The 16633-nt window shown below is 36.8% G+C and carries 13 protein-coding genes; 12 read left to right on the top strand and 1 reads right to left on the bottom strand.

Annotation, left to right across the window (positions count from 1 at the left end):
• The first annotated feature begins 146 nt into the window (after positions 1–146).
• The 9 genes from NQZ71_RS12975 (at position 147) to NQZ71_RS12935 (ending at position 8874) form a co-directional block, all read left to right on the top strand.
• Complete coding sequence (locus NQZ71_RS12975; protein WP_127741331.1) at positions 147–365, top strand: DUF1659 domain-containing protein; 219 nt, start codon at positions 147–149, stop codon at positions 363–365.
• Positions 366–395: 30 nt separating this feature from the next.
• Complete coding sequence (locus NQZ71_RS12970) at positions 396–611, top strand: DUF2922 domain-containing protein (RefSeq protein ID WP_144454805.1); 216 nt, start codon at positions 396–398, stop codon at positions 609–611.
• Between the two features lie 76 nt (positions 612–687).
• Positions 688–825 (top strand): YvrJ family protein, encoded by a 138-nt coding sequence (locus NQZ71_RS12965; RefSeq protein WP_144454806.1) that lies wholly within the window; start codon positions 688–690, stop codon positions 823–825.
• A 208-nt stretch (positions 826–1033) separates the two neighbouring features.
• Positions 1034–1234, top strand: a complete 201-nt coding sequence (gene cspD / locus NQZ71_RS12960) for a cold-shock protein CspD (protein WP_127741325.1) — start codon at positions 1034–1036, stop codon at positions 1232–1234.
• A 183-nt stretch (positions 1235–1417) separates the two neighbouring features.
• The gene (locus NQZ71_RS12955; protein WP_260053998.1) at positions 1418–2563 is read left to right on the top strand and encodes an exonuclease SbcCD subunit D; all 1146 of its coding nucleotides are present in this window, start codon (positions 1418–1420) and stop codon (positions 2561–2563) included.
• Complete coding sequence (locus tag NQZ71_RS12950) at positions 2560–5697, top strand: AAA family ATPase (protein ID WP_317010772.1); 3138 nt, start codon at positions 2560–2562, stop codon at positions 5695–5697. Before NQZ71_RS12955 ends, NQZ71_RS12950 begins: the two co-directional genes overlap by 4 nt.
• 274 nt (positions 5698–5971) lie before the next feature.
• Positions 5972–6913 carry a C40 family peptidase gene (locus NQZ71_RS12945; protein WP_144454809.1) on the top strand — a complete coding sequence of 314 codons (942 nt, stop codon included), beginning with the start codon at positions 5972–5974 and terminating at the stop codon, positions 6911–6913.
• 399 nt (positions 6914–7312) lie between these two features.
• The gene (locus NQZ71_RS12940; protein ID WP_144454810.1) at positions 7313–8257 is read left to right on the top strand and encodes a response regulator; all 945 of its coding nucleotides are present in this window, start codon (positions 7313–7315) and stop codon (positions 8255–8257) included.
• 62 nt (positions 8258–8319) lie between these two features.
• On the top strand, positions 8320–8874 hold the full coding sequence (locus tag NQZ71_RS12935) for a M15 family metallopeptidase (RefSeq protein WP_394374107.1): 555 nt from the start codon (positions 8320–8322) through the stop codon (positions 8872–8874).
• Between the two features lie 47 nt (positions 8875–8921).
• Here the strand turns inward: NQZ71_RS12935 and NQZ71_RS12930 are convergent, their stop codons facing one another.
• Positions 8922–9971: a M42 family metallopeptidase gene (locus tag NQZ71_RS12930; protein ID WP_144454811.1), complete on the bottom strand. Its 1050-nt coding sequence runs from the start codon at positions 9969–9971 to the stop codon at positions 8922–8924.
• Positions 9972–10450: 479 nt separating this feature from the next.
• Here NQZ71_RS12930 and NQZ71_RS12925 point away from each other — a divergent pair, with 479 nt between their 5' ends.
• From NQZ71_RS12925 to helD, 3 genes are all read left to right on the top strand, one after another.
• Positions 10451–12427, top strand: a complete 1977-nt coding sequence (locus NQZ71_RS12925) for a lipoteichoic acid synthase (protein WP_275005614.1) — start codon at positions 10451–10453, stop codon at positions 12425–12427.
• A 386-nt stretch (positions 12428–12813) separates the two neighbouring features.
• Positions 12814–14067 (top strand): MFS transporter, encoded by a 1254-nt coding sequence (locus tag NQZ71_RS12920; RefSeq protein WP_317010771.1) that lies wholly within the window; start codon positions 12814–12816, stop codon positions 14065–14067.
• 202 nt (positions 14068–14269) lie between these two features.
• A complete protein-coding gene (gene helD / locus NQZ71_RS12915; protein WP_317010770.1) occupies positions 14270–16588 on the top strand; it encodes an RNA polymerase recycling motor HelD in 2319 nt (772 codons plus the stop codon).
• The last annotated feature ends 45 nt before the right edge of the window (positions 16589–16633 follow it).

Genomic DNA, 16633 nt, shown 5'->3' with positions numbered 1-16633 from the left:
TAATATATTCTATGAAAGAGTGCTTTCATACGTATGTTCGCATACCTAAAGTAAGAGTTTATTTTAATATACATTTTTCCTTTCGTCTTTACCTGTCCATTATCTCTTTTCTTTTCTATATAGAAGGGGAAAGGAGGTGATGGAAAATGGCACAATCACTATTGAAAGAGACTAGTATTAAGCTATATTTTCAAAATGGTGTGAAGGAGAACGGGGACCCGCAACTTATCAGTAAAACCTTTAATCTAGTCAAGGCAACAGCTGCTCCAGACCAAATTATCCAGGCTGCAGATTCCATTGAATCAATCGTGAAATATCCTGTTCATTCTGTGACAAAGCATGAGAGCTATGATATTACGAGATAATCTAAGCTAAAAAAATAGGAGGTGGACTAAATGACGAAAACACTGGAATTAACCTTTATTGCTGCAAACGGAAAACAATCAAAACTAACGTTGGGGGAGCCTTTAGAGCCAGTTGACATGGAAACGATGAAAACAGCTATGGACACAATCATTGCTGCAGATGTTTTGACAACTGCTAATGGTGATTTAATTGCTGCTAAGGGTGTGCGTGTAATTGAACGAAATGTAACAGAATATGAACTATAAGCAGAGGGGGGACAGTTTTTTCTGCTGTCCCTTTTATTAAGTAAATAACTGAAAAAACAAAAAAAGGAGTAATAATATGGCTGAATGGTTATCATTTATCAGCGAAGCAGGGTTTCCAATCGTCGTATGCTTGTATCTGTTATATCGGATTGAAACCCGCCTAGATCTAATGATTCTATCAATTGATAGTTTGCCGGATAGAATGAAGGGATAACATATACAAAACTAATTATCTGAAAAATGAAAGGGTTTTCTATTGACAATAATAACTAAAAATGTTAAATTTACATTAACCGTTAGGTAACGTATTTAAGTGTTACTGCCTATTTTCATAGTTTTAAAGATTGGCAATCGTAATAAGAATGCGGTATAAAATGGTAATTTTAAGTAAAGCTTTTTTTAGCTTATAGGAGGATATTTTCATGAACAACGGTAAAGTAAAATGGTTTAACGCAGAAAAAGGATTTGGATTTATCGAGCAAGAAGGCGGAAATGATGTATTTGTACATTATTCTGCAATTCAAACAGAAGGCTTCAAGTCTTTAGAAGAAGGACAAGAAGTTGAATTCGAAGTAGTTGAAGGCGCTCGTGGCCCACAAGCTTCTAATGTCGTTAAAAAATAATCGACCAACATAAATAAAAGGGATACCTATTAAATAGGTATCCCTTTTGGCGTTTTTTGGAATCATCAAAACTAAACTCCATTCTATACATAATAGTTTGCTATAATGATAAATAGTCTCAATGCTTTTGTTGAAATAATTGACTTTATATATATATATATTTTATTTTTTGAGGTGATAGTTTTGAAATTTATTCATACTGCAGATTGGCATCTTGGAAAGCTAGTACATGGTCTTTATATGACAGAGGACCAAAGACATATGCTTAATCAATTCGTAGAACTTGTAAAAACAGAACAGCCAGACGCTGTTATAATTGCCGGAGATTTATATGACCGCTCCATTCCACCAACAGATGCAGTGAACTTGCTTGATGAAATACTTTATACCATCAACGTAGAACTGAATATTCCAATCCTTGCTGTATCAGGGAATCACGACAGTGCAGAAAGACTGTCATTCGGAAGCTCATGGTATAAACAAAATAAATTTTACTTAAATGGAAAAATAGAAAACAGTCTTACGTCAATTAATATGAATGGCGTTAACTTTTATTTAGTTCCTTATTGTGAGCCAGTAACAGTGAGAGAATTTCTTGGCGATTCATCCATCGTTAGTCATCATGATGCGATGAAAGCAATTGTTGGCAAAATAGAAGATCAACTTAGTGTGAATGAGCCCAATATTTTAATTGGACATAGTTTTGTTCTTGGAGGCAAAACATCTGACTCAGAAAGAGTCCTGTCTGTTGGAGGTTCAGGATGTGTAGGAGCAGAGTTATTTGCACCTTTTTCTTATACTGCTTTAGGTCATCTTCATAGTCCTGATGCCATAAATCATCCTACCGTAAAGTATTCTGGCTCATTAATGAAATATTCCTTCTCAGAAGCAAAGCAACGAAAATCAGTTTCGATTATTGAAGTAGATGAAAAAGGTTCTTTCACGGAGCGATACCATTCCTTTACACCAAAAAAGGATATGAGAGAGCTTGAAGGATATATGGACGAGTTACTGGATCCAGCATTTTATAACAAGCAAAAAATAGACGACTATTTAAAAGTTACTATATTAGATGAGGGTGCGATTCTTGATCCTATACAGAAGCTGAGACAGGTTTATCCGAATGTGCTGCATCTGGAAAGGAAACTGGAAAATATCGACAAGAAGAAAAAAACATCTTTAGAAGAAAAAGATCATAAGCGCAAAACAGAACTGGATTTATTTATGTCCTTTTATGAAGAAATGACAACTGCTGATTTCACAGAGGAAAAACGAACAATAATTAGTAATGTTATCGACAAAGTCAGAAGGGAGGAGGCATTAAAATGAGACCGCTGAAATTAACGATGCAAGCATTTGGCCCATATGCTAAAACAGAAACAATTGATTTTACAAAGCTCGGAACTCGGACAATGTTTGTGATTTCTGGTAAAACAGGAGCAGGAAAAACGACGATTTTTGATGGAATCAGTTATGCGATATATGGAAAAGCAAGTGGAGAAGACAGAAACGGACCTGAGCTGAGAAGTCAGTTTGCGGCAGATTCCTTATTAACAGAGGTTAGTCTTGATTTCAAGTTAAGAGACAAGCGCTATCTAATTACAAGATCGCCGCAGCAAGACAAGAAGAAAGAAAGAGGCGATGGTTTCACTACAATCGGTGCCAAAGCAGAGCTGTATGTTTATGATGGAAACGGAGAATTAAAAAACATCGCTTCCTCGATAAGAGATGTGGAAGAAAAAATTAAAGAGATTATGCAAATAGACAGTAATCAATTTAGGCAAATTCTCATGATACCTCAAGGTGAATTTAGAAAGCTTTTGACTTCTGACAGTAAGGAAAAGGAAGCAATTCTCCAGAAGCTCTTCCACACAGAAATATATAAATACATGGAAGATAAGCTTAAAGACCAATCATCAGAGCTGAAGAGAAATGTGGAACAGCAGCTGTTAATGAGAAAATCTGCTTTAGCCAATATCTCCAGTATATTTGTCGAGGAGCTTTACAACCTGATAAAAGAAGGAAATGATAACGATGTTGTTCTTTTGCCTTTGCTTGAAAAAGAAATCGAGATGATGGCACAAAAAACAAAAGAGTTAAAGGCAGAACTTGAAAAAAAGAATAAGGACCGAGATGATCTTAATAATAAAGTGTTTGAGGCAGAGGCTGTATTAAAGCAAATGAAGCTGAAGAACGATCTGAAGCTGCAAAAGGATAGGCTTGAGGAACAGCGTGAAATGGTGAATGCAAATGAAAAAGCAGCACTTCTCGCCCAAAAAGCTGCAATGCTCACACAGCAGGAGGAAATATGCCATCACTTGAAGAAGCAGCTGGACAAATGTGAGCAGGAAAAAACGCAATTAGCTGTAATGTTGGAAAAAATCGCAGAAAACATGGTAGAAGCAGAAAAAGCTTTTCAACGTGAAGCAGATAAGGAGCTTGAAAGAAAAGAGCTGTCCGACTATATTTCCTTTTTGAAAACTATTCAAAAAGATGTTGAACAGTTTGCCATGCTTGAGGAAGCTGTTGCTAAAACATCTGCGCAAATAATGGAGCAAGAAGCAAACAAGCAATCAATTTTGAAAAACAAGGAACAGCACGAAAAGGATTTGCTGCGATATAAGGAAATCAGACAGGAGCTTGAAAGCAGCAAAATCTCCTTACTAGAAAATAAGGGGCTTTTGGCAGATAAAAAGCATGTCCTGGAAAAGCTGGATAAACAGATTTCAATCGAAACAAGACTAGCAGAACAAACAAAAATAGCTGGTAAGAAAAAGGAGCTTTCAGCTAATATTCTTGCCCGATTTGAGGATGCAAAATCTTTAGTGGAAAAGCTTGAAAACGATTGGTTTACTGGACAGTCCTACCATTTATCCTTAAGCCTGGAACAAGATGCACCATGTCCTGTTTGCGGCAGTAACCATCACCCAGCTCCTGCAAGCAGTAAGAATGTTCATATCCCGTCACAGGAAGATATTAAAAGCGCCAAGGGTGATGCAGCTACCATCGAGAAGCAAAAGACTGCTGCAGAAACAGAATTAGTTCAAATAAATTCTCAAATAAGCTTTTTAGCAGAACAACTGGAAACAGGCAGTAAAGAGCTGCAATCCATAAGAGCGGATGCTGCTAATTGGTCTGCTGTTGAGTTGAAGCAAGTAGTTGCTCGTGAGGTAGAGGAGCTTGAGCAGGTACAGCGAAGCCTTGGGGAGGCTGCGAGCAGGCTTGAAAGGTTAGATAAAGCAACAGTTGAATTGCAACAAGCAATCGAATTAAACAATGGCCAACTTGAAAAAGCAATAGAAGAAAGCCATCATTTGATTCTCAAAAAGACAGAATTGGAATCAGCGCTTAACACGAAGAAGAATGCTGTTCCAGAAAATCTTCGAAATACCGAAAGCTTTAAACAGGAGTTCGCTGCATCCAAGTCAAAATTTGCAACGTTGGAGGAATTGTACAGCAAATCACAGGCAGCACTCCAAGAACTAAAGACAAAACAGCAGAAGGAACTTGGTGTAATGGAAAGCCTGGAAAAACAGCATACGGATATTGCTGCAAACCTGCAAACCGAACGGAAAATTTTCTTGGAAAAAATGACAAGTGAGGGCTTTGCCACTTACGGACAATTTCATCAAGCAAAGCTGCCTGCTGGCGAAATTGAAGCACTGCAAAACAGCATCCAGCAATATAAAGAACAATATCGTTCTATTTCTGATCGATACAGCGACTTAGAGGAGATACTTCGAGATGTGAAGACGCCAGATATGGAATCATTATTAGCTCAACGAAAAGTATTTGATGAAGAAATTGCTGTTATGCAGCAGGAGCATACTAACCTGCTGATTAAGGAAAAGGACAATAAAGAAATAATGGCTAAGGTAAAGAAAATTAACAGCGATATGAAAGAGCTCGAGGAAAGCTATAAGCTTATTGGCCATTTATACGACATTACTAGAGGTCAAAACACTTATAGAATGACGTTTGAAAGATATGTTTTAGCAGCATTTTTAGATGATATTTTACAGGAAGCTAACAGCAGGCTTGTGAAGATGACTAGTGGCAGATACAAGCTCATCAGAAAAAAAGACCGCTCTAAGGGAAATGTGCAAAGCGGATTGGAGCTGCTTGTCTTTGACCAATATACTGGCCAAGAAAGACATGTGAAAACATTATCTGGTGGAGAAAGCTTTAAGGCTGCCTTGTCATTGGCATTAGGCTTAGCAGATGTGGTTCAATCATATGCCGGCGGAGTTTCATTAGAAACGATGTTCATTGATGAAGGCTTTGGTACATTGGACCCTGAATCATTGGATCAAGCAATTGAAACATTAATGGAAATACAAAGTACAGGCAGATTGGTCGGAATTATATCACATGTTCCTGAATTAAAGGAAAGAATTGATGTGCAATTAGAAGTAATATCAGGCCAAAACGGAAGCACGACTCAATTTCATCATTTATTTTAATAGATTGTAATCCTTTTGGACCATTGTGTTTAAAAGGATTACTTTTTTTGTTTGCCGCTTCCATTCTTATATATGGAAACAGATGATTGTTATGGAAAAAAACTAGGCTTATTCTACTGTATTTAATAGGTAATTATGCGCGAATGAAGTCTTTTGGTTTTAATAAGGAAAAATAGACCAATTCATCCAGCTTTTATGCATAGGAATCTAGCAAGCTAGTTATTAGAATAAGAGTCAGAGACAGTACAACACACACAAAGGAGAATGCCACTACATGAAAAAACAGCTGCTTACTGTTTGTGCAACAGCAACGATTATTTTTGCCGGATTTCAGACAACTGCAAGTGCTCACGAAAAGAAGTACGTTGTAAAATCAGGTGATACATTAACGAAGATTTCTGCTGCCAATAATATTTCAGTTGCCAATCTTACGGCGTACAATAAATTGAGTAATACAGTTATTAAGGTTGGACAAGAATTAACATTGCTTCCTGCGCATATCCATTATACAGTCAAGAGTGGAGATGCTTTGTCGAAAATTGCAGTAGCATATAATACAACTACTGCGAAAATTAAAGAATGGAACAGTTTAACGAGTGATACAATTAAAGTTGGTCAATCGTTGATGATTGTTACATCTACTAGTTCGCAAAGCAAGGCTACGGCTTCAACTTCAGCAACCTACAAAGTAGTAAGCGGCGATTCTTTATGGTTCATTTCATCAAAGTTTAACATTACAGTAGACCAGTTAAAGACATGGAATAATATGACCACTAATACAATCTTCGTTGGACAAGTTCTGAATGTAAAAGCACCTGTTTCAGGTGGTACGACTGCTGCACCAACGCAAAATAAATCTTCTAAAGCATCTGCTTTGATTGCAGAAGCACAAAAGTATATTGGTGTTCCATATGTATGGGGCGGAAGTACACCATCTGGATTTGACTGCAGTGGATTTATTAATTATTCCTTCAGCAAAGTAGGCTTATCCATTTCCAGAACTGTTGCAACAATGTGGAGCTCTGGGACGGCAGTCTCTACACCAGAAGTAGGAGATATTGTATTTTATGAAACAACATCAGGTCCTTCCCATGCAGGTATTTACATGGGGAATAATAAGTTTATTCATGCAGGATCATCGACAGGTGTTACAATTACTGATATGAGTAATTCCTATTGGAAAAGCCGTTATTTAGGCGCAAAATCGTTCTTCTAATTTAATGAGAACTCCTTTCTATATCAGCATGCTTCCTTGCACACGTTATTGACCTTTTGCTAATAAAGAAAGAAGCTTTCAAGAGTAAGATGGGCATGGGGCTTATATCACGAGTGTGATATTTAGCACATGCCCATTATTTATACCCTGTTATAATGAACAGGAAGCAAAAATAGCTACCATCTGAATTATGTGAAAAATAAAAAAATACCCAAAAAATGAAAATTTGTAGTACTATTTTGATAAAAAGCGACTTATATGATTCCTTGCTTTGTAATAAGTTTGTGCTAGTGGAATAAGGAATATGCAATTTAAGCGTTTATATGGGCTATTGGTTAGAAGTGCTGACAGCTGAAATTTCTAATCATTTTTTAGTAAAATGGAAAAAGGGGCATAATAATGAGATTTTTTTTAGTGGATGATGATGGGGCGGTTCGTTCTGTATTAAAGCATATCATTGAAGGTGAAAAGCTGGGAACGGTAGTTAGTGAAGCTGAGTCAGGGTGTCAGGTAACAAGCAATGTTCTAAGTTTTTATGATATTGATATCGTCATCATGGATTTGCTGATGCCGGACAGTGATGGTATTGAAACAATAAAATCTTGGAATGGTGAGTTTAAAGGAAAGGTAATCATGCTTTCCCAGGTTGAAGCAAAAGAACTAATTGGTGCTGCATATACGGAAGGTATCGACTATTATGTAACAAAACCGATTAATAAAAAAGAATTGGTTGCGGTAATTCATAAGGTGATACAAACGATACAACTTGAAAAAACCGTAAATAATATCAGACGCTCCCTAAATGGGTTAATGGGCACACATAAGCAGGACATACAAAGCAATGGTGTTACTCAAGTTGGGGTGAAAATTGTCGAATCTGCTGAGTTTTTGTTGTCAGAACTTGGTATAATAGGAGAAAATGGCAGTAAAGATCTGCTCGAAATGGTGCAATACTTGTATGAGCATGAAATAAATGATGGGTTTGACCTCCATTTTCCCTCATTAAAAGAGCTTTTTGAAAAGCTCTCCATCATGAGATTGGGAGATACAGCTTCCTCTTTAGAAGTGAATCGAGAAACAAAAGCAAGTGAACAGCGTGTGAGAAGAGCAATCAACCAATCAATAACACATTGGGCAAACATTGGCTTGAGCGAGTCAACAAATGGTAAATTTGAAAATTACGCAACAAAGTTTTTTGACTTTTCGACGATAAGATGTAAAATGACGGAACTGCGTAATGAAGAATTCATTTCACCAAAACAAGTCAAAATCCATACGAAAAAGTTTATTCAGGTTTTATACTTTGAGGCGAAAAAACTTGCTTCCTCAGACATGTATAAATAGAAAGTTAAAGTTATCGATCGGGCTTTTGCAAGTATATTATAGAAGAAATAGGGAGAGATTCATTGAAGAAGACACCAAAACGAAAGCGAAGGAATGTTGCTAGCTTCCTTTTAGTTTGTTTAATATTATCTATTTTTGTTATTGCATATTGGAAAGAAGAACAAAAAATTGACCAACAACAAGATACTCCTATGCCTACAGAGCTTCATGAGACGGTTGCCAATAAACGAGATGAGCTGATAAGCTTAGCTGCGGATAAAGGTATTAATATAGTTATAACAGCAGATTTCAGAAGCTCAGAGGAACAGGATAAGCTATATGCGCAAGGTAGGACAGCATCTGGTGATGTTGTCACAAATGCTAAGGGCGGAGAATCCTATCACAACTATGGTCTCGCCATTGATTTTGCGCTTATGAATCTTAACGGGGAAGTTATTTGGGACATGGATTATGACGGCAACGGCAATGCAAAAAGTGATTGGTCGGAAGTTGTCGAAATTGCTAAGTCATTAGGATTTGAGTGGGGTGGAGATTGGAGAAGCTTTAAGGATTACCCCCATTTCCAAATGGATTTCGGGTTAAGTATTAAGGAACTCCAAAATGGTGAACGCCCATAAAAAACAGCAGCAATCGTAAATTGCCGCTGTTTTTTTGTTGATAGAAATTATTTTAGCATGTCACTCCATACATAGGCATAAATCAAGTTTGCAGTTGCTTCAATAGATGTGAAATGAGTTCTTTCATAAGCATGAGAAGAATCAATTCCAGGGCCAATCAGTCCATGGATAATATCATGACCAGATCTTATGGCAGCAGAAGCGTCTGAACCGTAATATGGATAGATATCAAGCTGATAAGGGATGTTGTTATCAGCAGCAAGCTTAACGAGCTTTTTGCGTAAGCCAAGATGATAGGGACCGCTCGCATCCTTCACACAAATAGAAACAGTATATTCATCTGTGGATTGTCCATCTCCCATAGCCCCCATATCGACTGCTAAATATTCAACCGTTTCTTTTGGGATATTAGAATTTCCGCCATAGCCAATTTCTTCATTATTGGAAATAAGGAAATGTGTAGTATATGGAAGCTGTTCACTAGAAGTCTTTAAGGCCTTCATCACTTCAAGCAGAATTGCAACGCTTGCTTTATCGTCTAAATGCCGTGATTTAATAAAGCCGGATTTAGTTAGTTCCACTCTTGGATAGAAGGAAACAAAGTCACCAACTGCAATGCCAAGCTTCTTGACATCCTCTGCAGAAGCGACACGCTCATCAATGCGGACCTCCATATTTGCCTGATTTCTCTCAGCCTTGCTTGCCTCTTTGTATACATGAACAGAAGCTTGATGAAGCAGGATTGTGCCAGTATAAACGTCTCCGTTCGTTGTTTCAATCAGACAATTTTCTCCTTCAATACTGTTATAGGTAAAACCGCCTATTAGATCGAGGCGAAGTCTGCCGTTAGCTTTAATTTCCTTTACCATAGCTCCTAATGTATCAACATGGGCTGTCAGCATTCTTTGCTTGTCAGCGGTTTTGCCTGGAATTGTTGCAATAAGCCCGCCTTTATTATTCCTTCTTGTTTCAATTCCTTCTCCAGTTAATTGGTCTTCTATGTAGTTAATAATATTAACTGTGTTACCTGAAGGGCTGCTGATGTTCAGTAAGCTCTCCAAGGACTGCAAAAACTCAGTTTGATTCAATTTAAGCATGCTTAATTCCTCCTGTTTGGTTTCACCTTTATTATACTTGAAAAGAAAAGGGCAAACAAAGTTTGAGAAATTGGTCTCTTTAAATAAAAGAAATAGAGTTAATTTATATAAAGATTTTGATTCTTTTTACTTATAGTTTTTGACTAGCATTTTTTTTGTAATTATTGTAAGATGGGTTTAATTTGAAGAATTTATATGCTTTTTGTAAACACTATGTGGAGGTTATATGTGGAAATGGAGGCATATTTATTTATTTCTCTTTGAATCATCCTGTGATATAATTTAAAACGTTATTTTGAAAGTAAAGGCAAAACACATCTCGATTATGGCGAATCTTGGCTTTTACTAAAACAGGAATTAAAACACAAAAACTATAAAACTAAAAAGATGGCTATTTGTGATAGCCAAATGAAAAATCGGTGGATTTTTTGCTAAAACTTGAATTGAGGTGAATTTGATTGAAAGGTACAGCAGAATTAATGAAGAAATTTTTCTCTAAACATTCTTCTTTCTTTTTAATCGCCATTATTTTATTTTGGATGAAAACGTATATTGCTTATAAGGTTGAGTTTAGTCTTGGAGTGGAAGGTGCACTTCAGCAATTCCTTCTGTTCTTAAACCCATTAAGCTCTGCCTTGTTCTTTATTGGACTTGCTTTGTTTATTAAAGGTAAGGCTCAATCGGTCATGATTGTTGTCATAAGCGGAATCATGTCCGCATTGCTTTATGCCAATATCGTATATTACCGCTTCTTTACAGACTTTATCACTGTTCCTGTTGTTATGCAGGTTAAGGTGAATGGCGGACAGCTTAGCGACAGTATAAACTCGCTAATGCGTTTTACCGATATTTTATATTTCCTTGATGTCATCGTACTAATAGTATTGCTGGCAACGAAGGTTTATAAACCTAAAGTGCAAAAAAATCGCAGAGCTGCTAAATCTGTATTCGCATTAGCAATCCTTGTGTTTATCATTAACCTTGGCCTTGCAGAAGCAGATCGTCCACAGCTATTAAGCAGATCTTTTGACCGCAACTATTTGGTTAAATATTTGGGCGCATACAACTTCACAGTATATGATGTCGTGCAAAATGCTCGCTCTGAGAGCCAACGAGCTCTTGCTGACAGCAGTGATATTACAGAGGTTCAAAACTATATTAATGCCAATTTTGCAGAGCCGAATTCCGTTTATTACGGAGAGGCAGAAGGAAAAAATGTCGTTTATATTTCACTTGAATCACTGCAAAGCTTTATCATTAATTACAAGTTGAATGGTGAAGAGGTAACACCGTTTTTGAATTCTCTTGTAGGTAAGCAAGACACACTTTACTTCGAGAACTTCTTCCACCAAACGGGTCAGGGTAAAACATCTGACGCTGAATTTATGATGGATAATTCCTTGTACGGAATGTCACAAGGGTCTGTTTTTGTGAATAAAGCACAAAACACATTGCAATCTGCTCCAGCTATCCTGAAGACTAAGGGCTATGTGTCTGCGGCTTTACATGGTAACTACAAAACATTCTGGAACAGAAACGAAATGTATAAATCAATTGGATATGATTATTTCTTTGATGCAGAATACTATGACATGTCTGAAGAAAACACAAAGAACTACGGTATGAAGGATATTCCTTTCTTCAAGGAAAGTATGCCGTTATTGGAATCACTTCAACAGCCGTTTTATGCGAAGTTCATAACATTGTCTAATCACCATCCGTTCGAAATGGATGAAGGGGATACAGATTTCCCTGCTGGTGACTTTGGAGATTCTGTTGTAAACGACTATTTCCAATCAGCGCATTATCTGGATGAGTCCATTAAGGAATTCTTCAGCTACTTGAAGGAATCAGGCCTATATGACAACACAATGGTTGTAATGTATGGAGACCACTATGGAATTTCTGAAAACCACAATACTGCAATGGCGAAGGTAATGGGTGTTGATGAAATAACACCGTTAATGAATTCTCAATTGCAACGTGTTCCATTGTTTATCCATGTTCCTGGCATGGAAGGCAAGGTTGTCAGCGAGTACGGCGGTGACGTCGATGTGATGCCGACAGTTCTTCATTTGTTAGGTGTTGATACGAAGGATTATCTGCAAATCGGATCTGATTTGCTGTCAAAAGATCATCGTGAAACAATTCCTTTCCGTAACGGAGATTATGTATCTCCGACAGTAACAAAAATCGGAGATAATTGCTATGATACGAACAATGGTGACCTGTTAGATGCTGCTCAATGTACAAAGCAGGCTGAAAATGCTGCTGCAGAGCTGCAAACATCTGATGCAATCGTAAGTAAAGATTTACTTCGATTCTATACACCAAAAGGATTCACACCGATTAATCGAGACGATTACAGCTATGTAAAAAACGGTGATGACTCCACAACAGATCCTGCAACAGAAACAGAAACAGAAACAAAATCAGAAACAGAATCTGGCGAATAAAAAGAAGCTGCTTACCAACTCGGTAAGCAGCTTTTCTTTTGCCTGCAAATTGGCGAGCCTTCGTATTGAAATTTCATTAAGATTAGGCTATTGAGCTAGCGTAAAGAAAAGCACTAGCACTTTTAGTTAAAGCGTTCCTATCACGATAAATCCATTTCGTTTATTTACATTTAAGGCTGCTTTATCTAAAACTAAAAAAGCTTTTTTATTAAATTTTTGACCGATTTATTTGCGGAAAAAAAGTACTGTAAATTTTCAAAAAAAAGCTTGTAACCGTTACTAGAAGGGAGTAAGATTACTATTGGAAAAAAGTTCAGAATTCGAAATAATTTTCGTATTATTCAATTAATAAAGAAAAAAAGAATAAAAGGATGGATGATTAACAAATGGATGAGCATGAACAGGTAAATAGCGCTAATGAAAAATGGAGCATTAAGAATGGTGTATACACAACATTAATTCTTAATATATCTAATAATTATTTTCCTCTTTTCGCTATAAGTGTTCTTGGTGTTTCGAATTATGAGCTCGGCTTGATTGGATCATTGCCTCAATTTGTTGGAATGTTTGCAATGATTATCGGTTCCATCATTATGAATAAGCTTCAAAGTAAAAAGATGTTTACGGTGTATTCTTTTCTGATGGCAAGAATATTTTTACTTGCCATGGCGCTTGTTGTTTTTCTGCCTGATTCTATGCAAAGCTGGACTTTCATATTGCTTGTGGCACTGATGAATTTACCATTTTCCTTTGCCAATCTAAGCTGGCAAGCATTGATTGCAGATATCGTTTCGGAGCAGAGAAGAAATGTGTTTTTTAGTACACGTAATAAAGTAATGACCGTTGTAGCAATGATTTCAACCTTTATTGTCGGTTTATTCCTGCAGCTATTTGACGCAGGCAATCCATTGCCATACCAGCTGTTATTTATAGCTGCTTTTGTGTGTGGTTTATTAGAAATAACCTACTTGAAAAAACATGTTGAACCGAAAAAGGCAAGAGTGGCAGCTGCTAATAATTCATTGTTCGGCTTGTCTGTTTTTAAGCATAAACCTTTTTTATATTTTCTTTTATGCAGCCTGTTTTTTAATTTTGCTTGGCAAATGTGCTGGTCACTGTTCAGTATTTATCAAATCAAGTACGCTGGTGCCACAGGATTATGGGTAAGCCTTTTTGCGGTCGCCAATTCAATTGGACAAATTGTCAGCTTTAAATGGTGGGGAAGGATGGCAGAAAAGCATAGCCATTCTAAAATGCTTGTTCTTGTTTCGATAGGAATGGCAACTACTCCATTTATGACGGTGCTTTCGACTAACCTGCCGTATATTGTCGCTGTCAATTTGTTGGCAGGCTTGTTCGTATCAGGAACTGTTTTGTTATTGTTTAATCAGCTGCTAGACAGTACAAAAGAGGAATCCAGGAGCCAAAGCATCTCTAATTACAATATCCTGTTGGCACTCGTCGCTTTTGCGGCACCACAGTTTGGTGTTGTTTTGCTGGAAATGACGAATATATACAGTGCCATGAATATTTCATCTGTTATGCGAGCATTAAGTGGTGTATTTTTCTTTGCTTACTACGTATACTTAAAAAGGAAGGATACACTTTTGTTGAAAAGAAAAGTGGCCAAAATCGGATAACGTATTGCCGATTTAAAGAAAACATAAAAAATCCCATGCTAATAAGGCATGGGATGATTTTATAGATATGTAATAGTTTTTATGGTATACTTGAAAAGTTATAAATAATAATAATCGTAAATTATTTATAATAACCTAATATTATACTATCATAAAAATTCCTGCTTGTCAAATAGTAACGTACAAGGAGTGGTAAAAAAACATGAGCAAAAAGGACATAGAAGAAATTTCAAAAGAACAGCAAAGAGCAGATATGGTAATACATGAAATCAGCAAAAAAATAGATAAATTAGAAATGAATAAAAAAGATGTTGGCGGTGATGCAGGACATCTTCGTGAAACCTTCTGGGAAGACGTAACAGTTAACTTTGATGAACCAGATGATGTGCTCGAAACACATATAAGTCTCAGACAGCAGGCAGAGCTATTAGGCGAACGTGAGCGGAACATCGGTCAAATACATAAACAGTTAAAAACGTTAGAGAAATTAAAGTATTCACCGTATTTTGGAAGAATTGATTTTGAGGAGGATCAGGAGGATGCAGAAGCAATTTATATTGGGATTACCTCCTTTTTGGATCAAAATGATGAAAATTTCTTTATTTATGATTGGAGAGCACCTATCTCAAGTGTTTATTATGACTATTCACCAGGTGCCGCCTCATATAAGACGCCTGAAGGGAAAATTGATGGTGAACTTCTGCTAAAAAGGCAATTTTTAATTAGAGATGGGAAAATCCTTAACCTTTTTGATACAGGTGTTACGATCGGTGATGAATTGCTGCTTGAGGTGCTTGGCACAAATGCTAGTTCCATGATGAAAAGCATTGTAGCAACAATTCAAAAAGAGCAGAATCGAATCATTCGAAATGAAACAAGTAAATATTTAATTGTTCAAGGCGTGGCAGGCAGTGGAAAAACCTCTGCTGCACTGCAAAGGGTCGCATTTTTGCTATACAGACATCGTGACACACTTAAGTCTGATAACATTATGCTCTTCTCCCCAAATCCATTATTCAACAGCTATGTTTCAACAGTGTTGCCTGAGCTTGGGGAAGAGAATATGCAGCAGACAACATGGCATGAATACATTCTTAATAGGGTCGGAAAATCATTTGATGTAGAAGATCCTTTTGCTCAGTTAGAAGCACTGCTTTCAGATGAGAATGAACAAAGCAGAAAGCTTCGACTTGCAGGTATTCAATATAAAAGCAGCCTTCCTTTCAAGAAGCATCTGGATGAATACATGCAGGGTTTATCTAAAGATGGTATTGTTTTTAAAAATATCACCTTCCGTAAGAAGGTGCTGATTTCGAAAGAGGAATTAGCTAGGAAATTTTATGAGTTGGAAGATCATGTCACCATTCCAAACCGTATGCAAAGTTTAAAGGATTGGGCGCAATCAGAGATGAGAAAGCATGCTAAATCAGAAAGAAAACAGTCCTGGGTCGATGAAGAAATGATGCTGCTTGATAAGGAAGATTATTTAAGTGCCTATAAAGCAGCCCAGAAAAATAACCGTGATGACGATGAATTTTCTTATTTTGATAAGGAAGAAGTTGTTCTTCGAAAGGTTATTGTGAATAAGCGATTCAAATCTATTTATAAGGGCATTAAGAATTTGCGATTTATTGATTATGGACAAATATACAAAAATGCCTTTAACAAAAGATCAGATGAGCTGTCAGAAGATGAGTGGACCAGCATGGTGAATTCGACTATAGTAAATCTCGAGCAGGGGATTTTATGGAATGAGGATGCGACAGCTTTTGCTTATTTAAAGGATATGCTGGAGGGCAAAAAAGCAAATATAGGTATTCGGCAAGTATTCATAGATGAGGCACAGGATTATTCAGCATTCCAAATAAGCTATATAAAGCAGCTTTTCCCATACAGCAAAATGACTTTTTTAGGTGATTTAAATCAAGCTATCTTTGCACATGGAAATGATGAGTTCTTAAGAGATGGAACAGATGAAGATGTGGAGAAAATAACCTTAACAAAAAGCTATCGTTCCACAAGTGAAATTATTGAATTTACTAGAAGCATGGCGCATAATGGTGATGAAATAGAGCCGTTTAACCGTCATGGAAATAAGCCATTGGTTATTGAAGTACCTAATAAAAAAGCGATTTTGGCTCAAATTGAAGGAGATTTGCAGCACTTAAAAGAAGAAGGTAATAAAACCATCGCCATTATATGCAAAACACAAAAGGAAAGCATGGAAGTGTATGAATCTTTAAAAGGATCTGGTGGTGTCCGTTTATTAGAAAAGGGAACAATCTCTTATGAAAAGGGAATTTCAGTCGTTCCCGCCTATTTAGCAAAGGGGATTGAGTTTGATGCTGTTATTTTGTATAATAGCTCGGTTTATGTGAATGAAATGGAGAAGGAGCTTTTCTACACGGCATGCACAAGAGCAATGCATGAGCTTTACGTTTATAGGGAAGAAAATATACCTAATCCGTTCTTAGATAATATTGATAAAGAAGCATTTAGGTTGAAAAAAATATCAAATTAGCGTTTTTGCTGCTTGGCTACAATTGCCGGCAGCTTTTTTTTATTA

Source organism: Niallia taxi, assembly GCF_032818155.1.
GTDB classification, from domain to species: domain Bacteria; phylum Bacillota; class Bacilli; order Bacillales; family Cytobacillaceae; genus Niallia; species Niallia taxi_A.
This window is presented reverse-complemented; position numbering and strand designations above follow the sequence as displayed.